Here is a 23,229-nt window from a genome sequence, read left to right as displayed (position 1 = left end):
CGCGCCCGCCCGAGGGGGAGGAGGGGGAGGATGGGGGAGAGGACGGGGACGTGGGAGGTGGGCGCTCCGTGTGGCGCAGCGGTGGGATCGGATGGGCCGGGGGCGCGCCCGGGCTCCGGTGGTGGGGCGGCCGGGTCAGCCCCGTGGCGTACGGGCGTCCGCTCGCCCTCCGGGCCGTCGGCGGGCGGGCCTGCGCGGGGGTGCGGGAAAACCCCTGCCCCACCGGGGCCGCCGTGCCGGAGCGGTCCACCGGCGGGCTGTGCCCCGGGTGCGCGCGGCTCGACCGGGCCCACTCCGTCGCCGCCGACACCTTCGCCGACGACCCCCGGCCCTACCGGGTCTACCTCGCCTGGTTCGGGCCCGGCACGGTCAAGGTCGGCATCACCGGGGAGCACCGGGGCTCCGTCCGGCTGCTCGAACAGGGGGCCGTCGCCTTCTGCTGGCTCGGCCGGGGACCCCTGATGGCGGCCCGGCGGACGGAGGAGGTGCTGCGGCAGGCGCTCGGCGTGCCCGACCGGGTGCCGTACGAGCGGAAGCGGGCCCTGCGGGTCGCCCCGCCGGACGCCGCCGCCCGGCGCGGCGAGATCGAGGAGCTGTACGGGCGGGCCCTGGGCGTCGGCGGCTGGGGCGAGACCCTGGAGGCGCTGCCGTTCGCCGCGTACGACCACGGGGACGCCTTCGGTCTCGGGGAGCTGCCCGCGCTCGACGGGACCGTCACCGGACTCGTCGACGGCGGGACCGTCACCGGGCGGGTGCTCGCCGCCGCCGGACCCGATCTGCACCTGCGCGACCCCGGCGGCCGCCACCTCGTCCTCGACGGGCGGCTGCTCGCGGGCTGGGGACTGGAAAGGGCCGCGGAGGACGACCCCTGGAGCGTGCCCGTCGCCCCCGCGCCCCGGGAGGCGGACGCGCGGACCGGTCAGGAGGGGCTGTTCTGACCGGTCGGGGAGGGCGGTTCCGGCCGACCGGGAAGGACTGTTCCCGGAAAGGTGGGAGGGCTGTTCCCGGCGGGGTGGCTTCGTAAAGTCTTGGATCCCTTTGCCTTCGGCCGTGGACACCGCGCGCCCCGCCCGGCGAGGGTGATCACATGACTCAGAAACTGGTGTCCGGCCTCGAACCCCCTTACTACACGGCCGTCTTCACCTCCCTGCGGCCCGACGCCCCCGAGGGGTACGCCGAGACCGCCGCCGAACTGCGCGACCGCGTCGTGCGGATACCCGGCTTCCTCGGTTACGAGGCCGCCCGCACGCCCGGCGGCATCGGCATCACCGTCGCCTACTTCCGCGACCTGGAGGCGCTCGACGCCTGGCGGCTCGACACCGCGCACGCGGCGGCGAAGGCACACGGCCGGGAGCACTGGTACGAGGCGTACAGCGTCCACATCGGGAAGGTCGAGCGGAGTTACGGCTTTGAGCGGGAGTGAGAGCGTCCCGGGCGGGAGTGAGAGCGTCCAGGGCGGGAGCGCGTCGGAGGGGAGCGAGGCCGTGCGGGCGCTCGTCGCCCGGCTCGGACTGCCCGGACTCGTCGACGTCCACACGCACTTCATGCCGCAGAACGTCCTCGACAAGGTCTGGGCGTACTTCGACGCCGTCGGGCCGCTGCTCGGGCAGCCCTGGCCCATCACCTACCGGGAGGAGGAGGACCGGCGGGTCGAGCTGCTGCGCGGGTTCGGCGTGCTCGCCTTCACCTCGATGCTCTACCCCCACAAGCCCGGCATGGGCGCCTGGCTCAACTCCTGGGCGGCGGACTTCGCGGCCCGGACGCCCGACTGCCTGCACACCGCGACCTTCTTCCCCGAGCCCGGGGCCGCCGGGTACGTCCGGCAGGCCCTCGACGCCGGCGCCCGGGTCTTCAAGGTGCACGTCCAGGTCGGCGGCTTCGACCCGAACGACCCGCTGCTCGACGAGGTGTGGGGCCTGCTCGCCGAGAGCGGGACGCCGGCCGTCGTCCACTGCGGCTCCGGACCCGCGCCCGGTGCCTTCACCGGCCCCGGACCGGCCGGGGCGCTGCTCGCCCGGCACCCGCGGCTGCGGATGATCGTCGCCCACCTGGGCATGCCGGAGTACGAGGACTTCCTCGGGCTCGCCGAGCGGTACGAGGGCGTGTGCCTGGACACCACCATGACGTTCACGGACTTCGCCGAACGGCTCGCGCCCTTCCCCCGCGAGGCCCGCGCACGGCTGCTCGGCCTCCAGGACCGGATCCTCCTCGGCTCCGACTTCCCGAACATCCCGTACCCCTACGTCCACCAGCTCCACGCCCTCGAACGGCTCGGGCTGGGCGACGACTGGCTCCGGGCCGTCCTCCACGACAACGGAGCCGCCATGTTTCACGTGAAACAGTGAGTAGCCGTTTCACGTGAAACAGTGACCCTCCGCTTTCTCAGGGAATTCACAGGAAAGCGAAAGAGGGATCTCAGCGGCGACGGCGAGCGTGGGCCCATGACCGTCACCACTCGCAGCACTTCAGCCCGCCGCGGCACCCGCGCCGATCTGCTCCGTGCCGACGGCACCGCCGTCCGCGTCCTCGTCGTCGACGACGAGGCGTCCCTCTCCGAACTGCTCTCCATGGCCCTGCGCTACGAGGGCTGGCAGGTCCGCAGCGCCGGGGACGGCGCCGGTGCCCTGCGGGCCGTGCGGGAGTTCCGGCCCGACGTCGTGATCCTGGACATCATGCTCCCGGACGTCGACGGGCTCAGCCTGCTCGGCTCGATCCGGCGCGAACTGCCCGAGGTCCCGGTCCTCTTCCTGACGGCGAAGGACGCCGTCGAGGACCGGATCGCGGGACTCACCGCCGGCGGCGACGACTACGTCACCAAGCCGTTCAGCCTGGAGGAGGTCGTCGCCCGGCTGCGCGGCCTGATCCGCCGCTCCGGCGCCGCGCAGGCCCGCAGCGAGTCGGTGCTCGTGGTCGGCGACCTCACCCTCGACGAGGACAGCCACGAGGTCACCCGGGGCGGCGAATCCATCCACCTCACGGCCACCGAGTTCGAGCTGCTGCGCTACCTCATGCGCAACCCGCGCCGGGTGCTCAGCAAGGCGCAGATCCTCGACCGGGTCTGGTCCTACGACTTCGGCGGCCAGGCCAACGTCGTCGAGCTCTACATCTCCTACCTGCGGCGGAAGATCGACGCCGGGCGCGCGCCGATGATCCACACCCGGCGGGGGGCCGGCTACCTCATCAAGCCGGGGGAGTAGCCCCCGTGCGCCTCCGTCCTCGGAGCAGGTCCCGGCGGCCGTGGTCGCTGCGGACCCGGCTGGTGGTCTCCGCCGTCGCGCTGATCGCGGTCGTCGCGGCCGTCATCGGCACGGTCACCACCATCGCGTACCGCTCCTACCTCTACGACCGCGCCGACGAGCAGCTCACCGGGCTCGCCCAGCGGGCCGCCGGGCCGCCGGTCGCGCCGCCCGGGTTCGGCGCGGGCCAGGGCCGTCCCCCGCTCGCCTTCCTCGGCGACCCGGGCTCCCCGATCGGCACGCTCGGCGCCGCCGTCGACGGCACGGAGGTCAGCGAGGCGGGGTACTCGACGGAGACCGTCGACAGCACCACGGGCGACCGGCCCCGCTTCCCGGTCGAGGAACTGGACGCGGCGCAGCGGAAGGCGCTCGCCGCCGTGCCCCGCGACTTCCGGCCCCACACCGTCGAACTGCCCGGCGGCCTCGGCCCGTACCGGGTCGTCTACGCGGAGGGCATCCACGGCAGCACCCTCGTCGGCATCCCCCTCGCCGAGGTCGAGAGCGCCCTCTCCACCCTCGTCCTGGTCGAACTGAGCCTCACCGTCGCCTCCCTCGCCGCCGCCTCCCTCGCCGGGACGGCGCTCGTGCGGATCGCGCTGCGCCCGCTGCGCCGGGTCGCCGCCACCGCCTCCCAGGTCGCCCGGCTGCCGCTGCACAGCGGCGAGGTGGCGCTCCACCAGCGCGTCCCGGAGGCCGAGGCCGACCCGCGGACCGAGGTCGGGCAGGTCGGCGCCGCGCTCAACCGGATGCTCGACCACGTCCACGCGGCCCTCGACGCCCGCCAGCAGAGCGAGACCAGGGTCCGGCAGTTCGTCGCCGACGCCAGCCACGAGCTGCGCACCCCCCTCGCCTCCATCCGCGGCTACGCCGAACTGACCCGGCGCGGACGGGAGGAGTGCGGCCCCGACACCCGGCACGCGCTCGGCCGGATCGAGTCCGAGGCCACCCGGATGACCGGTCTCGTCGAGGACCTGCTGCTGCTCGCCCGGCTCGACGCGGGCCGCCCCCTCGCGCACGAGACCACCGACCTCGTCCCGCTGGCCGTGGACGCCGTCGGGGACGCCCGCGCCGCCGGGCCCGGCCACCACTGGCGCCTCGACCTGCCCGCGGAGGGCGAACCGGCGGCCGTGCGCGGCGACGCCGCCCGGCTCCAGCAGGTGCTGCTCAACCTCCTCGCCAACGCCCGCACCCACACCCCGCCCGGGACCACGGTCACCGCCTCCGTGCGGCACGAGGGCGCGGCCGTCGTCGCGGAGGTCCGGGACGACGGGCCCGGCATCCCGCCCGAGCTGCTCCCCGCCGTCTTCGAGCGCTTCGCCCGCGGCGACGCCTCCCGCTCCCGGCAGGCCGGCTCCACCGGCCTCGGCCTCGCCATCGTGCGGGCCGTCGTCACCGCCCACGGCGGCGAGGTGGCCGTCGACAGCGCCCCCGGCCACACCGTCTTCACGGTCAGGATCCCCGCCGCCGCACACTCACAGCCGGACCACAGGCTGATCACACAGCCGTGACAGCGGGCCCCGCGAGGGTCGTGGACATGCGAACCCACACCCTCGCGGGGCCCGCGACGCAGGCCCCCGGCACCCTCCCCGCCCGGGAGCACCTGCCGGTGAGCGCAACGGGCCGGCCGGTCCTGGACGTGGTGATCCCCGTCTACAACGAGGAGAAGGACCTGGAGCCGTGCGTCCGCCGGCTCCACGCGCACCTGAAGCGCACCTTCCCGTACGGCTTCCGCGTCACCGTCGCCGACAACGCCTCCACCGACGCCACCCCCGGCATCGCCGCGGCCCTCGCCGCCGAGGTGCCCGAGGTGCGGTCCGTGCGGCTGGAGCAGAAGGGCCGCGGCCGGGCGCTGCGGACCGTGTGGTCGGCCTCCGACGCGCCCGTCCTCGCCTACATGGACGTGGACCTGTCCACCGACCTCAACGCGCTGCTCCCGCTGGTCGCCCCGCTGATCTCCGGCCACTCCGACCTGGCCATCGGCTCCCGGCTCGCCCGCTCCTCGCGGGTCGTGCGCGGGCCCAAGCGGGAGTTCGTCTCCCGCGCCTACAACCTGATCCTGCGCGGGTCGCTCGCCGCCCGCTTCTCCGACGCCCAGTGCGGCTTCAAGGCGATCCGGCGCGACGTCGCCGAGCGGCTGCTCCCGATGGTCGAGGACACCGGCTGGTTCTTCGACACCGAGATGCTGGTCCTCGCCGAGCGGGCCGGGCTGCGGATCCACGAGGTGCCGGTGGACTGGGTCGACGACCCCGACTCGACCGTGCACATCGTGCGGACCGCCACCGACGACCTGAAGGGCGTGTGGCGGGTCGGGCGGGCGCTCGCGACCGGCTCGCTGCCGCTGGACCGGCTCGCCCGGCCCTTCGGCGACGACCCGCGCGACCGCGACCTCTCCGGGGTGCCCGGCGGGCTCGCCCGCCAGCTCGTCGGCTTCTGCGTGGTCGGCGTGCTGTCCACGCTCTTCTACCTCGCGCTCTACTCCCTCTTCCGGCTCGGCGCCGGCGCCCAGATCGCCAACGCCGCCGCCCTCCTCGTCTCCGCCGTCGCCAACACGGCCGCCAACCGCCGGCTCACCTTCGGCGTCCGGGGGCGCGACCGGGCCGTCCGCCACCAGGCGCAGGGGCTCGTGGTCTTCGCCATCGGCCTCACCCTGACCAGCGGTTCGCTCGCCGCGCTCGGCGCGGCGAGCGGCGACCCGGCGCACTCCACCGAACTCGCCGTGCTCGTCGTCGCCAACCTCGCCGCGACGGTGCTGCGCTTCCTGCTCTTCCGGCTCTGGGTCTTCCCGGACCGCCGACACCCCACGGGGGACCCCCGATGACCGCACCGACCCCGTCCGCCGAACCGGGCGCGCACCAGGGCGCGCACCAGGGCGCGCACACCGGGCCCCGGCCCCCCGGCCGCCTCGCCCGCGCGTGGCGCGGCAGGCCCGAGGACGCCCCCTGGGTGCGCCCGGCGTTCCTCGGCCTGCTCGCCGTCACCACCGGGCTCTACCTGTGGAACCTGAGCGCCTCCGGCTACGCCAACTCCTTCTACTCGGCGGCCGTCCAGGCCGGCTCCGAGAGCTGGAAGGCGTTCTTCTTCGGCTCGCTCGACGCGGCCAACGCCATCACCGTCGACAAGCCTCCGGCCGCGCTCTGGCCGATGGCGCTCTCCGTCCGCCTCTTCGGCCTCGGCTCCTGGCAGATCCTGCTGCCCGAGGTGCTGATGGGCACGGCCACGGTCGCCGTGCTGTACGCGGCCGTCCGCCGCCGCTTCGGCGCGGGTGCCGGCCTGCTCGCGGGCGTCGTGCTCACGCTGACCCCGGTCGCCGCGCTGATGTTCCGCTTCAACAACCCGGACGCGCTGCTCGCCCTGCTCATGACCGTCGCCGCGTACGCGGTGCTGCGGGCCCTGGAGCGGGTCGAGGGGAGCACGAAGTGGCTGGTCGCGGCGGGCGTCGCGTTCGGCTTCGCGTTCCTGACGAAGACCCTCCAGGCCTTCCTGATCCTGCCGCCGCTCGCGCTCGTGTACGCGGTGTGCTCCCCGGCCCGGCCGCTGAAGCGGTGCGGCCAGCTGGGCCTCGCCGGGCTCGCGCTGCTCGTCTCCGGCGGCTGGTGGGTGGCGCTCGTCGAGCTCTGGCCGGCGGCCTCGCGCCCGTACGTCGGCGGCTCGCAGGACAACAGCTTCCTGGAGCTGACCTTCGGCTACAACGGCCTCGGCCGGATCAACGGCGACGAGGTCGGCAGCGTCGGCGGCGGGGGCGGGCCCGGCGGCGGACAGGGCGGCCGCTGGGGCGAGACCGGGCTGCTGCGCATGTTCAACGACTCCATCGGCGGCCAGATCTCCTGGCTGCTGCCGGCCGCGCTGCTGCTGCTCCTCGCCGGGCTCGTCGTCACCCGGCGGGCACCGCGCACGGACACGGCCCGGGCCGCGTTCCTCGTGTGGGGCGGGTCGCTGCTGATGACGCTGGGCGTCTTCAGCTTCATGGCCGGCATCTTCCACGAGTACTACACGGTGGCCCTGGCGCCGTACCTCGCCGCCCTGATCGGCATGGGCGCGGCGGTGCTGTGGGAGGAGCGGACCCGCTTCGCGGCCTCGGCGGCGCTCGCGGTCGCGGCGGGCGTGACGGCCTGGTGGGGCTGGACGCTGCTCGGCCGCACGCCCGACCACCTGCCGTGGCTGCGCTGGGCCGTGCTCGGCGCGGGCGCGGTGGCCGCGCTCGCGCTGCTCGCCGCGGGCCGGGCCGACCGGCGCCTGGGCCTCGCCGCGGCGGGCCTCGGCCTCGCGGCGGGACTCGCGGGACCCTTCGCGTACACCCTGGAGACGCTCTCCACCGGTCACCAGGGCTCCATCGTGACGGCGGGCCCGGCGGGCGCCCGCTTCGGCGGACGGGGACCGGGCGGCGGCGGCTTCCCGGGCGGCGGCTTCCCGGGGGGCGAGTTCCCGGACGGCGGCCGGAGCACGGACGGCGGCCGGGGCACGGACGGCGGGGGGCAGCGTACGGACGGCGGTGGCGGAGCCGGAGGTGTGCAGCCGCCCAACGGCATGCAGCCCCCGAACGGCTTCCCGAACGGTTTCCCGGCCGGCGGGCAGGGCGGCGGGCAGGGCCAGGTCCAAGGGCAGCCCCCGACCGGTGGGCAGATGCCCGGTCCCGGTGAGCGCGGCGGCATGGGCGGTGGCATGGGCGGTCTCCTCAACGGCACTGCGGTCGGCGCGGAGGCCAGGACCAAGCTGCTCCAGGACGCCGACGCGTACACCTGGGCCGCCGCCACGATCGGTGCGCAGAACGCGGCCGGCTACCAGCTCGCGACCGAGAAGCCGGTGATGGCGATCGGCGGCTTCAACGGCAGCGACCCGTCCCCGACCCTCGACCGGTTCCAGCGGTACGTCGCCGAAGGGAAGGTCCACTACTTCATCGGGGGCGGAGGCATGGGCGGCGGAGGCATGGGCGGCGGAGGCATGGGCGGCGGCTCCGAGATCACCGCCTGGGTGCAGGAGAACTTCACCTCCACCACCGTCGGGGGCACCACTTTCTACGACCTGACCAGCGAGAAGTAGGGCAGGAACCCAAAAGCGATATACAGCGTACGAGACTTCCTCTACGGTGTACGAGCCCTGAATCCCGTACACCGTAGAGGAGTTTTCATGACGGCCACCGGCGGCCATCCCCAGCGCTGGCTGATCCTCGGCGTCATCTGCCTGGCCCAGCTCACCGTGCTCCTCGACAACACCGTCCTCAGCGTCGCCATCCCCTCGCTCACCACGGAGCTGCACGCCTCCACCAGTGACATCCAGTGGATGATCAACGCCTACTCGCTCGTGCAGTCCGGCCTGCTCCTCTCCGCGGGCAACGCGGCCGACCGCTACGGCCGCAAGAAGCTGCTCGCCCTCGGCCTCGCGCTCTTCGGCCTCGGCTCGCTCGCCGCGGGCCTGGCCGGCTCCACCGGGCAGCTCATCGCGGCCCGCGCGGGCATGGGCGTCGGCGGCGCGCTCCTGATGACCACCACCCTCGCCGTCGTCATGCAGATCTTCGACGACTCCGAGCGGGTGAAGGCCATCGCGCTCTGGGCCACCGTCAGCTCGCTCGGCTTCGCCGCGGGGCCGCTGATCGGCGGCGCGATCCTCGACCACTTCTGGTGGGGGATGATCTTCCTCATCAACATCCCGGTGGCCGTGATCGGCCTGGTCGCCGTCCTCAAGCTGGTCCCCGAGTCGAAGAACCCGCAGGGCGACCGCCCCGACCTCCTCGGCGCGCTGCTCTCCACCATCGGCATGACCGCCGCCGTGTACGCGATCATCACCGGCCCGGAGCACGGCTGGACCTCCTCCGAGGTGCTGGTCCCGGCCGCGATCGGGGTCGTGGTGCTCGCCGCGTTCGCGCTGTGGGAGCTGCGGACCCCGTACCCGATGCTCGACATGCACTTCTTCCGCAACCAGAAGTTCGTGGGCGCGGTCGCCGGCGCGATCCTGGTGATGTTCGGGATGGGCGGCTCGATGTTCCTGCTCACCCAGCACCTCCAGTTCGTGCTCGGGTACGAGCCGCTGGAGGCGGGACTGCGGATGGCGCCGCTCGCGCTGACCGTGGTCGTCCTCAACCTCAGCGGCATCGGCCCGCGGATCGTGATGAAGCTCGGCACCCCGCTGACCGTCACGGTCGGCATGACGCTGGTCGCGGCCGGCCTCGCCTCGATCGCCCTGATCGGCGGCGGCACGGAGGGCACCTACTGGGGCATGCTGCTCGGCCTGGTCCTCATGGGCACCGGCCTGGCCGTGTCCAACCCGGCCATGGCCAACGCGATCATGAGCGCGATCCCGCCGGAGAAGGCGGGCGTGGGCGCGGGCGTCAACGGCACCCTCGCCGAGTTCGGCAACGGCCTCGGCGTCGCCGTCCTCGGCGCGGTCCTCAACGCCCGCTTCGCCGCCCTCGTCACCGTCACCGCGGCCTCGCTCCCGGCGGCCCTCGCGGCGGCCGGCGACGACGCCGAGCGGGCCCGCATCTCGGACGCCTTCGCCTCCGGCCTCCAGGCCAGCCAGCTCGTCGGCGCGGTCGCCGTCCTCGTCGGCGGCCTGCTCGCCGCCTTCCTCCTGAAGCGGGCGGAACGGGCGGAGCAGCCCGCGGCGCAGGAGACCGCCGTGGCTGCCTAGCATGGTCGGCAGCGTCGACAGACGGAGGAAGCGCATGGTCAAGGCCGCGGACCGGGCGAAGAACCCCACCGGGTCCAGCGTCTGGCTGGAGGAGCGGGCCGCCCGCGGCGGGGGCGGCCCGGCCGGTCTCGACCGGGACCGGATCGTCGCCGCCTCGGTCCGGATGCTCGACCGGGACGGGCTCGCCAAGCTGTCGATGCGCCGGCTGGCGGCCGAGCTCGGCGTCACCGCGATGTCCCTGTACTGGTACGTGGACACCAAGGACGACATCATCGAGTACGCGATCGACACCGCGTACCGGGAGATCGACCTGGACGCGGTCGCCGCCGGGGCGGACTGGCGGGAGCGGATCCGGACGCTCGCCCTGGACTACCGCAGGATGCTGGTCCGCCACCCGTGGATGTCGCCGTGCGCAGGCCAGTACCTGAACATCGGGCCGTACGCGATCGCCGTGGGCTCCCGCATCCAGGAGGCGATCCGGGAGACCGGACTGCCGCTGGGCGGCCAGCCGGGGGCGATGTCGGCGGTCTTCCAGTTCGTGTACGGCTACGGGACGATCGAGGCGCAGTTCGAGCGGCGGGCGGCCGACGCGGGGATGTCGCAGGACGACTTCTACCACGACTCGGTCGCGGCCTTCCGCGACGACCCGCAGTTCCGCGAGGCGCTGGAGCCGATGACGGACATCCTCGACGAGCGGGCCTCGCACGGCAGCGTCTCCGCCATCTGGGAGCGGGACTTCTCCTACGCCCTGGACATCCTGATCGCCGGCATCGAGACGATGGTCGCCCGGGAGGCGGCCGGAGCGGAAGGGCCCGGAAGGCTCCGGGAAGCCTCCGAAAGCCCTGAAATGCCTCCGAAGGCCCCGGAAAGCCCCTGAACACGCCGGAGCGGCGGGCCGTCCCCTGCCCGCCGCTCCGTCTCCACCCGGCCGCGCCTCCGCTCGAAGCGCGGCCGGGAGCTTTTTCCGCACCGCCCTACTCGGCGGCCTCCGCCGTGACGGTGCTGCTCTTCAGCGCGACCTCCTTGATGAACAGCGTCACCAGGAAGGCGATGAAGGCGAAGGGCGCCGCGTAGAGGAAGACGTCGCCGACGCCGTGCCCGTAGGCGCTCTCGAAGACCGTGCGGATCGGGCCGGGCAGCGCGTCCATGTCGGGGAGGCCGCTGCCCGCGCCGCTCTGCTGCATCGCCTTCGCGGCCTCCGGGCCGAGCGCGGTGATGCCCTCCTTGACGTAGTCGGTGACCCGGTGGGCCATGACCGCGCCGAGCGCCGAGACGCCGATCGCGCCGCCGAGGGAGCGGAAGAAGGTGACGACGGAGGAGGCGGCGCCGAGGTCGGCGGGCTCCACCTGGTTCTGCGTGCAGAGCACCAGGTTCTGCATCATCATGCCGAGGCCGAGGCCCAGGACGGCCATGAAGAGGGCGGTGTGCCAGTACGGGGTGTCGTACCGCAGGGTGCCGAGGAGGCCGAGGCCCGCCGCCGCGAGCGCGCCGCCGCTGACCAGCCACGCCTTCCAGCGGCCGGTCTTGGTGATGATCTGGCCGGAGGCCGTCGAGGAGACGAAGAGGCCGGCGATCATCGGGATGGTGAGGACGCCGGACATGGTCGGCGACTCGTTGCGGGCCAGCTGGAAGTACTGGCTGAAGAAGACCGTGCCGGCGAACATCGCGACGCCGACGAAGAGCGAGGCCAGCGAGGCCAGCGTGATCGTCCGGTTGCGGAAGAGCCGCAGCGGGATGATCGGCTCGGACGCCCTGGACTCGACGAGCACGAAGACCGCGCCGAGCAGAACCGATCCGCCGACCATGGCGGCCGTCTGCCAGGACATCCAGTCGTACTTGTCGCCGGCGAAGGTGACCCAGACGAGGAGCAGGGAGACGGCGGCGCTGATGAAGAAGGCGCCGGCCCAGTCGACCTTGACCTGCCGCTTCACGACGGGGAGCTTGAGGGTCTTCTGGAGGACGATCAGGGCGATGATCGCGAACGGCACGCCGACGTAGAAGCACCAGCGCCAGCCGAGCCACTCGGTGTCGGTGATGACGCCGCCGAGCAGCGGACCGCCGACGGTGGCGACGGCGAAGACCGCGCCGAGGTAGCCGCTGTAACGGCCGCGCTCGCGGGGGGAGATCATCGCGGCGAGGATGATCTGGGAGAGGGCGGTGAGACCGCCGACGCCGATGCCCTGGACCACGCGGCAGGCGATGAGCATGCCGGTGGACTGGGAGAGCCCGGCGACGATCGAGCCCGCGACGTAGATGGTCAGGGCTATCTGGATGAGCAGCTTCTTGGAGAAGAGGTCCGCCAGCTTGCCCCAGAGCGGGGTGGTGGCGGTCATCGACAGCAGGGTCGCGGTGACCACCCAGGTGTAGGCGGACTGGCCGCCCTCCAGGTCGGTGATGATCTGGGGGAGGGCGTTGGAGACGATCGTCGAGGACAGGATGGCGACGAACATGCCGAGCAGCAGCCCGGAGAGCGCCTCCATGATCTGTCGGTGCGTCATGGGAGCGGCGGCGTCTCCCTGTCCGGCCGGGGCGCCCCGCACCCCGGTGTCGGGTGTGGTCGTAGCCATGAAGTTCCTCTGTTTTCGAGCGCGTGCGCGCTCGGTCGGCGTGGTCAGGCGTGGGTGGCCCGGCAGTCCCCGAAGGAGTCGCGGAGTCGGGCGAGCAGGGCGGTGAGCAGTGCGACGTCGTCGTCGGACCACTCCGCGAGGTGGCGGGTGAAGGCGTCGGTCACCCGCCGGTCGAGTTCGGTGAGCATCGTGAACCCGGCGGGGCTCAGCCGCAGGATGCGGGAGCGGCCGTCGTCGGGGTCGGGCAGGCGCTCGACCCAGCCGTGGTCCACGGTGTGTGCCACGTGGCGGCTGCACACCGACATGTCCACGGCCATGAACTCGGCCAGCCGGCTCATCCGCATGTCCCCGTGGTGCTTGAGCAGGGCGAGCACGGCGGCGGCCCCGCCCTGGCACTCACCGGGCAGGACGCGGGAGATCCCGCGCTTCACGGCGCCGAACGCGCTGATGGCGCGGGCGAGGTCCTCGTAGCGTCCGTTCCCGTCCACGAGAACCCCTTCCAACTTGTTGCTTAGGGCAACCATAGAGATGGATGGTTGCTCCAGGCAAATTAAATCGGTCAAACAGCGCTCAAACGGCGCTAAAGAATCGGCAAAGCGGAGCTGGAGGGCGGGCGGGAAGGGGACTCGGGGGAGGCCGGCGGCCGGGGCTTGGGTCCCCCACCCGGCGTTCGCTAGGGTCCTGGCCCATGGCACACAACCCGCAAGCACCGTACGGCCAGGGCGCCCAGGGCCCCGAGGGCTACGACCCCGCCGGCAGCACCCAGATGTTCCGCGCCTTCGTCGACGAGGGCACCCCCCAGCACCAGCCGCAGCAGGCCGCGGCGGCCTCCGGCGGCCCCCGCGTCGGCGTGATCGCCGGCGTGGTCGCCGCGATCGTGGTCGTGGCGGTGGTCGTCTGGCTCGCGCTGGGCTGACCCGAGCCCCCGGGACGCGCCCTCGGAGAGGGCACTCGGGAAGGGCGGTCGCGGCGGAGACCTCGGAGGTCTCCGCCGCGACCGCCCTTTTCCCTTACGCGGGACCGTCCGCGGTGCTCGGCCGCCGAGGGCCCCGGGCCGGTTCCGCAGCCAGTGCGCCCGGGCCGCGAGGGCGGGTGCGGGTCGTCAGCCCCGCGACCGGTCCGCCCTGCGCCGCCGGGCCGGCCGCGGGTGGGCCCCGGGTGTCGGAGACCGCGGGGCCGCTTACGGGCTCACCGCCAGTCGGCGGTCACCTCGCGGGTGTCGACGCGCATGCCGAGCGGCACCCGCCAGGACTCCACGCACACCGTGTACGTCTGCTTCCGTGCCGCCCCGGCGGCGATCGGGGCCGGCAGCGGCTGGCTGGTCGTGACCGTGCCCCAGTCGAGGCCGAGCGCGCCGATGACGTGGGTGGCGAAGGTCGCGGTGCCGGAGGTCACGGGGGAGCCGCCGGTGTTCCGGAAGGTCACCGTGACCTGCTCGCACCAGCGCGTGTCGCCGTCCGCGGTGACCGGCGCGGAGACCGTGAGCGCGGCCGGGCCGGGCGCGGGCGCCGGCGAGGAGGGCCGGGGCGCCGAGGCGGTGGGCCGGGGCGCGGGGTCGGTGGTGCGGGGTGGTGCCGTGGTCGCGCCGGACGACGCGCCGCCGCCGGAGGGGCCCCCGGGCGGCGCCCCCGGCTCCGTACGCCCTCCGGGGCCGTCGCCGGGCCCCGTACCGGAACCGTCGCCGGGCCCCGTGCCGGAACCGGGGGAGCCCGGGCCGGCGCCGGAACCCGCGCCCGGCCGCGTACCGGAGCCGGGGCCGGAGTCCGCGCCCGGTCCCGTGCCGGTGGAGGGCGAGGGCGACGCGCCCGGCGGCCGCGGGGACTCCGGGGCGCCCGGGGACGGAGAGGAGGTGCTGGAGATGGTGCCGCTCGCCGTGGGGGTCTCCAGCGGGACGAGCTCGACCGCGCCGGAGGGACCGACCGCGCCGCCGGGCGAGGGTCCGGCGCCGACCGCCGTGAATCCCCCGCCGTCCCCTCCGCCGCACGCGGTGAGCGCTCCGCCGAGGCAGAGCGCCACCGCCACGAGTACCGGCTGCTTCCTGCGCCTCATGCGCCCCAGTGTGACTGACGGCTCGTCAACAAGGGGCGGGTTCGCGTGAATCGGAGGTGCTCAGTCCGAGATCAGGCCCTCGCGGAGCTGCGCGAGGGTGCGGGTGAGCAGCCGGGAGACGTGCATCTGGGAGATGCCGACCTCCTCGCCGATCTGCGACTGGGTCATGTTCGCGAAGAAGCGGAGCATGATGATCTGCCGCTCACGGGGCGGGAGTTTGGCCAGCAGCGGCTTCAGGGACTCGCGGTACTCGACGCCCTCCAGGGCCGCGTCCTCGTAGCCGAGGCGGTCCGCCAGGGAGCCCTCGCCGCCGTCGTCCTCGGGGGAGGGCGAGTCGAGCGAGGAGGCCGTGTAGGCGTTGCCGACCGCGAGGCCGTCGACGACGTCCTCCTCCGACACCCCCAGCACGGCGGCGAGTTCGGGCACGGTCGGGGAGCGGTCGAGCTTCTGCGCCAGCTCGTCGCTGGCCTTCGTCAGCGCGAGCCGCAGCTCCTGGAGCCGGCGCGGCACCCGCACCGACCACGAGGTGTCGCGGAAGAAGCGCTTGATCTCGCCGACGACCGTCGGCATCGCGAACGTCGGGAACTCCACGCCCCGTTCGCAGTCGAAGCGGTCGATCGCCTTGATCAGGCCGATGGTGCCGACCTGGACGATGTCCTCCATCGGCTCGTTGCGCGAGCGGAAGCGGGCCGCCGCGTACCGCACGAGCGGCAGGTTCAGCTCGATGAGGGTGTCGCGGACGTAGGTCCGTTCCGGGCTGTCGGCCGCCGCGCCCACGCCGTCGAGGGCGCGCAGCCGCAGGAACAGGGAGCGGGAGAGGGTGCGGGTGTCGAGAGCCTCCGGGGCGACGGCGGGCGGCGGCGGGGCCGGCAGTGGCCCGCTGTCGGCGGCGGCCCGTGCCGTCGTCTGCACGGGCACGGGCCCGGCCTCGGGCACGAGGACCGGGACGGGCGTGAGCGTGAGCACCTTCGAGCTGCCCTGATCTGCGGACATGCCACCCCCTGGAGGTCGCGGACGGTCGCGGTGGGGCCGCGACCATCGGAGGAACGCAGCTTCCACCTGAATACCGGCCGTGGGGCTGCGGCAAACGCGTCCCCAGCAGAATGTCACATGTCGGCAACGCGCTGTAGTGACTTGTCGACAAGATGTGGGCGCATATCCGCAGGAAACAAGGGGTGTAAGGCAATTGGGACGCCGTGGAACTGCTCCGAACCGGTCTACCCGTTCCGGTCATGCCTCGATTCTGTTTGCGGATCTCAAGCGGGCGAAGCTGCGGGCGAGGAGCCTTGACACGTGCATCTGCGAGACCCCCAGCTCCTGGCTGATCTGAGACTGGGTCAGGTTGCTGTAGTAGCGCAGCATCAGGATCCGCTGCTCGCGCTCGGGCAGCTGGACGAGCAGGTGCCGGACGAGGTCGCGGTGCTCGACGCCGGCCAGCGCCGGGTCCTCGTACCCGAGCCGGTCGAGCAGTCCGGGCAGCCCGTCGCCCTCCTGCGCCGCCTCCAGGGAGGTGGCGTGGTACGACCGTCCGGCCTCGATGCAGGCGAGCACCTCGTCCTCGCCGATCCGCAGCCGCTCGGCGATCTCGGCGGTGGTGGGGGAGCGCCCGTGGGCCGTCGTCAGGTCCTCGGTGGCGCCGTTCACCTGGACCCACAGCTCGTGCAGCCGGCGCGGCACGTGCACGGTGCGGACGTTGTCGCGGAAGTACCGCTTGATCTCGCCGACCACGGTGGGCATGGCGAAGGTGGGGAACTGCACGCCCCGGTCCGGGTCGAAGCGGTCGATGGCGTTGATGAGGCCGATGGTGCCGACCTGGACGACGTCCTCCATCGGCTCGTTGCGCGAGCGGAAGCGGGCCGCCGCGTACCGCACGAGCGGCAGGTTGGCCTCGATGAGGGCGCCGCGCACGCGGTCGTGCTCGGGGGTGCCCGGATCCAGGTTCTTGAGCTGCCCGAAGAGCACCTGGGTGAGGGCGCGGGTGTCGGCCCCGCGGGTGCTCCGGTCGCGGGGCCGCGGGGGGTCCGCGACGCCGCCCGCCTCGTGCTGGGGCGGGACCTGAGGCGCTGTACTGGCCGGCACGTTCACGCCACCCCTTTGGCTGGTGTAGCTGGCTACTCGTCAACTACGAGCAAACGGTCAATTCATCCATCAAAAGCGGTCATAGCATCACAAGACATGTCCACTGTGTGCAAGCACCGCATAACGACGTGTTGAAGGCATGGTGGACGAAAAAGCTGAGGCCAGAGGCGCGGAGGGCGGAAACGCGCGAGACCCCCCGCCCGTACGGCGGGGGGTCTCGCGCGGGAGGAGGGGGGTCAGCCCTCGAAGGGGTAGTCCGCGATCACCCAGGTGGAGAACTCGCGCCACAGGGCCACGCCCGCCTGGTGGGCCGGGTGCTCCAGGTACCGCCGGAGCGCGTCCGGGTCCTCGACGGCCGAGTTGATGGCGAAGTCGTAGGCGATGGGCCGGTCCGACACGTTCCAGCCGCACTCCCAGAACCGCAGCTCGGGGATCTGCCCGCCGAGCGCCCGGAACGCCTCGGCTCCGGCGACGACACGGGGCTCGTCGCGCTCGACGCCCTCGTTGAGCTTGAAGAGGACCAGATGGCGGATCACGAGGGCTCCTAGTTGATGAGTTCGGTCATGAACTCGCCGACTCCCTGGGCGGCGCTGGAAATGCCCTCGAACCCTACCTGGACCAGGTCGGCGGCCCGGGAGGGGGACGTGATGATCGTGTACAGCACGAAGACCCCGACCGCGTACAGCGCGACTTTCCTCGCCTGAGCCATGCCCCTCACCCTCCCCGTACCGCGACCCCGCCTCGGCGGTGGCCCACTCTAACCGAGCCTTTATGGACCAAGGGCCCGTGCTTCGGGGTCTTTCGCCGTCCCCCGGAAGGGTGCAGGGGGAGCAGTATGGATGTCGAGCCCGGCGGATCTGGCAGGAATCCGCGGGGCACATGGAACCGGCCCGCACTGCGGGGTCCGCGCCGCGAGCTTCCCCCCTGACTGCGGCGCAGGACTTGCCGGACCGGTTCTCATCGGGGGGAGCGGCTTGTCCCCCCGATGCCGCTCCCCCCGTCCTCCTTCGGGGCGGGACGCGTGAGCAGGACGCGAGCGGTACGTGGAAGGGCCCCGGTGGCGTGCCGGGGCCCTTCCACGTACCGCTCGCGTCCTCGTGCCCCCGTACCGCTGTCGTCCTCGCCGTACGGAGCGTGCGCGGCAACGCCGAAGGGCCCGGCGCTCTCGCGTCGGGCCCTTCGATCTGGCGGTAGCGGAGGGATTTGAACCCTCGGTGAGTTTCCCCACACTCGCTTTCGAGGCGAGCTCCTTCGGCCGCTCGGACACGCTACCGAGAGAGAGCTTAGCCCAAACCGGCCCGGTGAAGAAATCCGTATCCCTCCGCAGGTCAGCGGGCTCGGAAGAAGGCGGTCAGCTGCTCCGCGCACTCCTCGGCGAGGACGCCCCGGACGACCTCGGGGCGGTGGTTGAGCCGGCGGTCGCGGACGAGGTCCCAGAGGGAGCCGGTGGCACCGGCCTTCTCGTCGTCGGCGCCGTAGACGACCCGCTCGACGCGGGACTGGACCAGGGCGCCCGCGCACATCACACAGGGCTCCAGGGTCACCACGAGGGTGCAGCCGGTCAGCCGCCACTCGCCGGTGGCGGCCGCCGCCCGGCGCAGCGCCAGGACCTCCGCGTGGGCGGTCGGGTCGCCGGCCGCCTCCCGCTCGTTGTGGCCGCGGGCGAGGACCTCGCCGGACGGGGAGAGCACGACCGCGCCGACCGGTACGTCACCGGCCGGCACGGCCGCCGCGGCCTCGGCGAGGGCGAGGCGCATGGCCCCGCGCCAGAGGTCCGGCACGGGGCCGGGGACTGCGGACGTCACTAGCGGACGGCCTCCAGGATGTCGGAGGCGCCGATGGCGTCGGCGATCTCCCCGAGGGCGTCCTCGGTCACGGCGAGCAGCTCGCGCTCGGACAGGCCGAGGTCGGCGAGGATCCGGCCCTCGCCGAGCGGTCCCGCGGGCACGATCCCGGAGCTTCCGGCGGAGGTGTCCTCGTCGGCCCCGTCGACGGCCCGCTCCGGCTCGCCGTCCTCGGTGCCGTCCAGGTCCACGAGTCCGTCGAGGTCGGCGAGCTCGTCGTCCGGGTCGTCGTCACCGAGCAGTTCCGAGGTGAGGATCTCCCCGTACGAGGAGCGGGCCGCGGCGGCCGCGTCGGAGACGTAGACCCGGGGGTCGTCCTCCCCGTCGACGCGGACGATGCCGAACCACGCGTCCTCCTGCTCGATGAAGACGAGGACGGTCTCCCCCTCGTCGGCCGCCGCCTCGCGGGCCAGATCGGCCAGGTCCGCCAGCGTCTCCACGTCGTCGAGCTCCGTATCGCTCGCTTCCCACCCGTCTTCGGTGCGCGCGAGCAGTGCGGCGAAGTACACCTGACTCTCCCACTGATCAGAGGTGTGATGATCCGGCGGCGCGCTCCTGAGCCCCGCCCAATCGGCATCGTGACAGAAACGACGGCCTCAGGAGAGGTCTTCGGCTCTTGCGTCGTGCATCAGTCTGAACCACACCGCGTTCGGGCGGGCGTACGACCCCGGCGCACGGAGGGGGCGCACAGAGGGGCGTACACGGGGCGCACGAGGAGCCGTGCCGGGAGGGGGCCGTGCGGCGCGCGGACGGCGTGCCGGGGCCTCACCAGCGGAAGGTCCGCATGCGCATGGCCTGTCTCATCCGGGCCGCCCGGGCGCGCCGGGGCTGGACGCGGTCGCGCAGCGCCTTGGCCTCGTGGAGGTCGCGGAGGAACTGGGCGCGGCGCCTGCGGCGCTCCGCGTCGGTCTCCGGCTGTGTCTCCGGCGTCCGGGGCTCCTTGTCGCCCCGGACCTGGCCGGATGTGTTCTTCGGGTCGGGCATCGGCCACACCACCCCATCGCTGGGTCCCTGTGCCCCCACCCTGCCCCAGTGGCGTGGATCGATGCCAGTGCACAGCGGGCTACTGTGGAGCCATGCGTCTCCACGTCGTCGATCACCCGCTGGTCGCCCACAAGCTCACCACCCTGCGCGACAAGCGCACGGACTCCGCGACCTTCCGCCGTCTCGCCGACGAGCTGGTCACCCTGCTCGCCTACGAGGCCACCAGGGACGTCCGGACCGAGCAGGTCGACATCGAGACCCCCGTCACGCAGACGACCGGCGTGAAGCTGTCGTACCCGCGTCCGCTGGTCGTCCCGATCCTGCGGGCCGGTCTCGGCATGCTCGACGGCATGGTCCGGCTGCTCCCGACCGCCGAGGTCGGCTTCCTGGGCATGATCCGCAACGAGGAGACGCTGGAGGCGTCGACCTACGCCACGCGGATGCCGGAGGACCTCTCGGGCCGCCAGGTGTACGTGCTCGACCCGATGCTGGCGACCGGCGGCACGCTGGTCGCGGCGATCCAGGAGCTGATCCGGCGCGGCGCGGACGACGTGACGGCCGTGGTGCTGCTGGCCGCCCCGGAGGGCGTCGAGGTCATGGAGCGCGAGCTCGCGGGCACGCCGGTGACGGTCGTGACCGCCTCGGTCGACGAGCGGCTCAACGAGAACGGCTACATCGTGCCGGGCCTGGGCGACGCGGGCGACCGCATGTACGGCTCCGCCGAATAGGGCACGGTCGGCTCCGCCGAACAGGGCGCAGCGGGCCGGAATCCGGCCCCGCCGCGCAGCCCCTTCGGGGGTTCAGCAGCGGGCCGGGGCCGGCTTGGGCTTGTTGAGGGCCACCAGCGCCGCGTCCGCCGTCGCCTTGGGCGACAGGGTCTTGAAGGCCGTGCCGATGATCAGGTCGACGTCCGCCGTGGTGCGGGCGTCGACCTTCGTCGTGGCGCCCGCGAGCTGGGTGCCGAGGACGGCGAAGGCCCCCTTGGTGGCGACCGGGGCGCCGAGCAGCAGTCCGGCGCCGGTGACCTTCTTGTCGTAGGCGGCGGGGGCGTTCCCGATCTTGCCGATGGCGAAGCCGCGCTTCTTCAGCTCGTCGGCGGTGGCCTTCGCGAGTCCCTTGCGGGGGGTCGCGTTGTAGACGTTCACCGTGACCTGGGCGGGCTTGGGCGGCTTGGCGGCCGGGGTGGCGCTGGGGGCGGGCGCGGGCTTGCAGTCCGTCTGGCCGCCGGCGGCGGTCTTCCGGGTGTCGTCGCCGCCGGAGAAGACGTCGACGAGCTGGAGCGTGCCCCAGCCGGCCGCGCCGAGCACGACCACGGCGGCGGTGGAGGCCAGGACGATCCTGCGCCGGCGGTGGGGGCGGCGCATGCGCGGGTAGACATCCCCCGTGATGCGGTACTTTCCGCCCATGCCGGGGGGAGTGAGCATGCTCATGGGCGCAGCGTAATGCCGCCCGTGCGCGATGCCTACTTGATGATCATGTGATCGCGGCCGGATGGGCGGGAACTGCCCCCGAAAGGATCAGCCCGAAGCCCCGTCCGGCACCCCTGGGAGCCGTCGGGAGCGTCCGTGCCGGTCCGGGCCCCGGGGCGGGGTCCCGGGGCCGTCCGGGAGCGTCAGCCGAGTTCCAGCACGCGGGCGTGGAGCACCTGGCGCTGCTGGAGGGCCGCGCGGACGGCGCGGTGCAGTCCGTCCTCGAGGTAGAGGTCGCCCTGCCACTTCACGACGTGCGCGAAGAGGTCGCCGTAGAAGGTGGAGTCCTCGGCGAGCAGGGTCTCCAGGTCCAGCTGGCCCTTGGTGGTGACGAGCTGGTCGAGGCGGACCGGGCGCGGGGCGACGTCCGCCCACTGCCGGGTGCTTTCCCGGCCGTGGTCGGGATACGGCCTGCCGTTTCCGATGCGCTTGAAGATCACACGGAAAGCCTACCGGGCGACCGGCTCCCGGCGCAGCCACGCGGAGGCCACGGGATGACCCCGCGAATCCCGACATGGGCGACATGACGCGCGTGAGGGACCCTCGGGGAGGGGCCCTCACGGGACCGGCGTCGGCGCCAGGATCGGGATCGGGATCCCGGTCCTGATCCGACCGGGACGGGACCGGTTACTCGGTCACGCCGTGGTCGTGGTCGTGGCCGCCGCCCGCGGTGCCGCCGGCGGTCGGCACGGAGTCGACCGGCTTGCGCAGCGAGGAGATGTCGTGGGCGTAGGTGCCGACGGCGTTGGCGATGATGTCGATGTTGGCGTCGAAGGCCGTCATGTTGACGTTCTTCAGGTCGTCGCCCGCGGCGTGGTAGTTGACGTCGTAGGCGACCCCGGCCTCGCCGCCGAACAGGGCGGCCTGCTCGGCGGTCTTGATGCCCTCGGCGCCGGTGAAGGTGCCGCCGGAGGCGATGCCGGCGTCGACGAACGGGCCGTAGTCGGAGCGGCCGTCGAAGTCGGTGCCCAGGTGCGGCAGGCCCTTCTTGTCCATGAAGTCGGTGATGTCGCGCTCCAGCTGGGCGGAGCCCGCCGGACCCGCGTCCGCGCCGACGCCGTCCGAGTTGTCGCCGTCGTACACGAACAGGCCGTAGTTCGGCGAGGCGATCATGTCGAAGTTCAGGTAGAGCTTGATCTCCTTCTTGTCGAGCTCCGTCAGGTTCGCGACGTAGTGCTCGGAGCCGAGGAGGCCGTTCTCCTCCGCGGACCACCAGGCGAAGCGGACCTTGTTGCGGACCTTGTCCTTCGACTTGGCGAGCTCCAGGGCGGTCTGGAGGATGCCGGCGGAGCCGGAGCCGTTGTCGTTGATGCCGGGGCCGGCGTCGACGGAGTCGAGGTGCGCGCCGAGCATCACGGTGTTGGCGGCGTTGCCGCCCTTGGTCTCCGCGATGACGTTGTTGGTGGAGCGCTTCTCCTGGAGCTCGCGGACCTCGAAGGAGAGCTGGACCGGGCCGGCGGCGAGGTCGGCGGCGAGCCGCTCGCCCTCGGCCTTCGAGAGGCCGGCGGTCGGGATCCGGCCGTCGGCGGGGTCGCCGATGGTGCCGGAGAGCAGGCCCTCGGTGTTGTTGTAGACGATGGCGCCGACGGCACCGGCCGCGGCGGCGTTCTGCTGCTTGGCCGCGAAGGAGCAGGCGCCGCGCTTGATGAGGGCGATCTTGCCGGTGAAGGCGCCGGCGGCGAAGTCGCCCGGCTCGCAGCCGTGGGTGCCGTCCGCGTCGAGCGGGGCGGCGGCCAGGGCGGCGGTGACGCCGCCGACCGGGGTGGACTTCGTGTAGGTCATCGCCTTGATGCCGAGCTCGCGCGGCGCGGCGCCGAGGACGGACGCCTTCTCGGCCAGGGTCTGCGTGTAGATGAAGTCGAACTTCTGGTACGAGACGTCGTACCCGGCCTTCTTCAGCTGCGTGTACACGTAGGCGGCCGAGGCGTCGTGGCCGAGGCTGCCGGCCGCGCGGTGGCCGCCGGTGGAGTCCGCTATCGCCTGGAACTTCTGCAGGTGCTTGAAGGCGTCCTTGCCGGTGGTCTCCCGGACCAGCTTCTTCGCCAGCTTCGCGGCGTCCCGGGCGGGTGCGGCGCCGGGGTCCTGGCCCGCGGTGGCGGGAGAGGCGAGGAGCAGGGGAGTGGCGAGGGCCGTGGCGGCGAGGATGGCCGCGGCGCGACGCTGCGTCGAGTTCACAGAGGTCCTTCCCGATGGGGACGAGGTTGAGGGGAAGTTAGCCATCAAGTGGGCCTTCTGTGAACACGTTCGGCGCAATTCATGTCACCTTGAACAGGATTGACATCTGGAATTCTCAATTCCCGGACGATTTGCCGTGCTTGGTGGGTTTGGCCGTCGGCGGGAGGGAAGGTTTCGCGCCAGTCCGCGACGCCCGGCCCCT

At 73.0% G+C, this 23,229-nt stretch carries 24 protein-coding genes and 1 tRNA gene; 11 read left to right on the top strand and 14 right to left on the bottom strand.

The genetic code is table 11. From position 1 onward, the window contains the following. Nucleotides 1-68: 68 nt before the first annotated feature. From IE326_RS11585 to IE326_RS11545, 9 genes are all read left to right on the top strand, one after another. Nucleotides 69-938 (top strand): DUF2797 domain-containing protein, encoded by an 870-nt coding sequence (locus IE326_RS11585; RefSeq protein ID WP_190041455.1) that lies wholly within the window; start codon nucleotides 69-71, stop codon nucleotides 936-938. 149 nt (nucleotides 939-1,087) lie between these two features. Beyond that, complete coding sequence (locus IE326_RS11580; protein ID WP_150229732.1) at nucleotides 1,088-1,423, top strand: antibiotic biosynthesis monooxygenase family protein; 336 nt, start codon at nucleotides 1,088-1,090, stop codon at nucleotides 1,421-1,423. A gap of 61 nt (nucleotides 1,424-1,484) precedes the next feature. After that, entirely contained in the window at nucleotides 1,485-2,345 is an 861-nt protein-coding gene (locus IE326_RS11575) for an amidohydrolase family protein (RefSeq protein WP_229915297.1), read from the top strand. Between the two features lie 96 nt (nucleotides 2,346-2,441). Then, nucleotides 2,442-3,197, top strand: a complete 756-nt coding sequence (locus tag IE326_RS11570; protein ID WP_190041453.1) for a response regulator transcription factor — start codon at nucleotides 2,442-2,444, stop codon at nucleotides 3,195-3,197. 5 nt (nucleotides 3,198-3,202) lie between these two features. Next, nucleotides 3,203-4,744: a sensor histidine kinase gene (locus IE326_RS11565; protein WP_190041452.1), complete on the top strand. Its 1,542-nt coding sequence runs from the start codon at nucleotides 3,203-3,205 to the stop codon at nucleotides 4,742-4,744. A 26-nt stretch (nucleotides 4,745-4,770) separates the two neighbouring features. Then, on the top strand, nucleotides 4,771-6,054 hold the full coding sequence (locus IE326_RS11560; RefSeq protein ID WP_229915296.1) for a bifunctional glycosyltransferase family 2/GtrA family protein: 1,284 nt from the start codon (nucleotides 4,771-4,773) through the stop codon (nucleotides 6,052-6,054). Next, entirely contained in the window at nucleotides 6,051-8,273 is a 2,223-nt protein-coding gene (locus IE326_RS11555) for an ArnT family glycosyltransferase (protein WP_190041450.1), read from the top strand. The genes IE326_RS11560 and IE326_RS11555 overlap by 4 nt, the downstream gene beginning before the upstream one ends. Before the next feature lie 87 nt (nucleotides 8,274-8,360). Beyond that, nucleotides 8,361-9,860 (top strand): MFS transporter, encoded by a 1,500-nt coding sequence (locus IE326_RS11550; RefSeq protein ID WP_150229744.1) that lies wholly within the window; start codon nucleotides 8,361-8,363, stop codon nucleotides 9,858-9,860. A gap of 34 nt (nucleotides 9,861-9,894) precedes the next feature. After that, the gene (locus tag IE326_RS11545) at nucleotides 9,895-10,737 is read left to right on the top strand and encodes a TetR/AcrR family transcriptional regulator (RefSeq protein WP_190041449.1); all 843 of its coding nucleotides are present in this window, start codon (nucleotides 9,895-9,897) and stop codon (nucleotides 10,735-10,737) included. A gap of 97 nt (nucleotides 10,738-10,834) precedes the next feature. Here IE326_RS11545 and IE326_RS11540 read toward each other — a convergent pair whose 3' ends face one another. Together IE326_RS11540 and IE326_RS11535 are read right to left on the bottom strand one after the other, a co-directional pair. Next, nucleotides 10,835-12,358 (bottom strand): MDR family MFS transporter, encoded by a 1,524-nt coding sequence (locus IE326_RS11540; protein ID WP_475537078.1) that lies wholly within the window; start codon nucleotides 12,356-12,358, stop codon nucleotides 10,835-10,837. Between the two features lie 113 nt (nucleotides 12,359-12,471). Next, nucleotides 12,472-12,951 (bottom strand): MarR family winged helix-turn-helix transcriptional regulator, encoded by a 480-nt coding sequence (locus IE326_RS11535; protein WP_150229750.1) that lies wholly within the window; start codon nucleotides 12,949-12,951, stop codon nucleotides 12,472-12,474. A 164-nt stretch (nucleotides 12,952-13,115) separates the two neighbouring features. Between IE326_RS11535 and IE326_RS11530 the strand changes: the two genes are divergently transcribed. Next, complete coding sequence (locus tag IE326_RS11530) at nucleotides 13,116-13,343, top strand: hypothetical protein (RefSeq protein ID WP_150229752.1); 228 nt, start codon at nucleotides 13,116-13,118, stop codon at nucleotides 13,341-13,343. A gap of 272 nt (nucleotides 13,344-13,615) precedes the next feature. Here the strand turns inward: IE326_RS11530 and IE326_RS11525 are convergent, their stop codons facing one another. From IE326_RS11525 to IE326_RS11485, 9 genes are all read right to left on the bottom strand, one after another. Continuing rightward, a complete protein-coding gene (locus IE326_RS11525; RefSeq protein WP_229915295.1) occupies nucleotides 13,616-14,476 on the bottom strand; it encodes a hypothetical protein in 861 nt (286 codons plus the stop codon). Between the two features lie 60 nt (nucleotides 14,477-14,536). Further along, on the bottom strand, nucleotides 14,537-15,469 hold the full coding sequence (locus IE326_RS11520; RefSeq protein WP_190041448.1) for an RNA polymerase sigma factor SigF: 933 nt from the start codon (nucleotides 15,467-15,469) through the stop codon (nucleotides 14,537-14,539). Between the two features lie 237 nt (nucleotides 15,470-15,706). Beyond that, complete coding sequence (locus IE326_RS11515; protein WP_150229756.1) at nucleotides 15,707-16,555, bottom strand: RNA polymerase sigma factor SigF; 849 nt, start codon at nucleotides 16,553-16,555, stop codon at nucleotides 15,707-15,709. 236 nt (nucleotides 16,556-16,791) lie between these two features. Beyond that, nucleotides 16,792-17,091, bottom strand: coding sequence for a Dabb family protein (locus IE326_RS11510; RefSeq protein ID WP_190041447.1), 300 nt, complete (start codon nucleotides 17,089-17,091; stop codon nucleotides 16,792-16,794). Between the two features lie 8 nt (nucleotides 17,092-17,099). Continuing rightward, nucleotides 17,100-17,264: a hypothetical protein gene (locus IE326_RS11505; protein ID WP_170313843.1), complete on the bottom strand. Its 165-nt coding sequence runs from the start codon at nucleotides 17,262-17,264 to the stop codon at nucleotides 17,100-17,102. Between the two features lie 476 nt (nucleotides 17,265-17,740). Next, nucleotides 17,741-17,828, bottom strand: a tRNA-Ser gene (locus IE326_RS11500). Nucleotides 17,829-17,883: 55 nt separating this feature from the next. Then, a complete protein-coding gene (tadA, locus tag IE326_RS11495) occupies nucleotides 17,884-18,312 on the bottom strand; it encodes a tRNA adenosine(34) deaminase TadA (protein WP_150232906.1) in 429 nt (142 codons plus the stop codon). Nucleotides 18,313-18,359: 47 nt separating this feature from the next. Further along, a complete protein-coding gene (locus tag IE326_RS11490) occupies nucleotides 18,360-18,908 on the bottom strand; it encodes a tRNA adenosine deaminase-associated protein (protein WP_150229760.1) in 549 nt (182 codons plus the stop codon). Between the two features lie 256 nt (nucleotides 18,909-19,164). Then, complete coding sequence (locus IE326_RS11485; RefSeq protein WP_150229762.1) at nucleotides 19,165-19,383, bottom strand: hypothetical protein; 219 nt, start codon at nucleotides 19,381-19,383, stop codon at nucleotides 19,165-19,167. A 92-nt stretch (nucleotides 19,384-19,475) separates the two neighbouring features. On the opposite strand from IE326_RS11485, the gene upp reads away from it, so the two are divergent. Next, nucleotides 19,476-20,111, top strand: coding sequence for a uracil phosphoribosyltransferase (gene upp / locus IE326_RS11480; protein ID WP_030752424.1), 636 nt, complete (start codon nucleotides 19,476-19,478; stop codon nucleotides 20,109-20,111). A gap of 72 nt (nucleotides 20,112-20,183) precedes the next feature. Here upp and IE326_RS11475 read toward each other — a convergent pair whose 3' ends face one another. The 3 genes from IE326_RS11475 to IE326_RS11465 form a co-directional block, all read right to left on the bottom strand. Then, nucleotides 20,184-20,813 carry a LytR C-terminal domain-containing protein gene (locus tag IE326_RS11475; protein ID WP_190041446.1) on the bottom strand — a complete coding sequence of 210 codons (630 nt, stop codon included), beginning with the start codon at nucleotides 20,811-20,813 and terminating at the stop codon, nucleotides 20,184-20,186. Nucleotides 20,814-20,995: 182 nt separating this feature from the next. After that, nucleotides 20,996-21,292 carry a type II toxin-antitoxin system VapB family antitoxin gene (locus IE326_RS11470; protein ID WP_003955420.1) on the bottom strand — a complete coding sequence of 99 codons (297 nt, stop codon included), beginning with the start codon at nucleotides 21,290-21,292 and terminating at the stop codon, nucleotides 20,996-20,998. Between the two features lie 187 nt (nucleotides 21,293-21,479). Beyond that, a complete protein-coding gene (locus IE326_RS11465) occupies nucleotides 21,480-23,027 on the bottom strand; it encodes a M28 family metallopeptidase (protein ID WP_229915294.1) in 1,548 nt (515 codons plus the stop codon). Nucleotides 23,028-23,229 lie beyond the last annotated feature (202 nt).

The organism is Streptomyces filamentosus (assembly GCF_014654895.1).
In the GTDB taxonomy this organism is placed as follows: domain Bacteria; phylum Actinomycetota; class Actinomycetes; order Streptomycetales; family Streptomycetaceae; genus Streptomyces; species Streptomyces filamentosus.
This window is presented reverse-complemented; position numbering and strand designations above follow the sequence as displayed.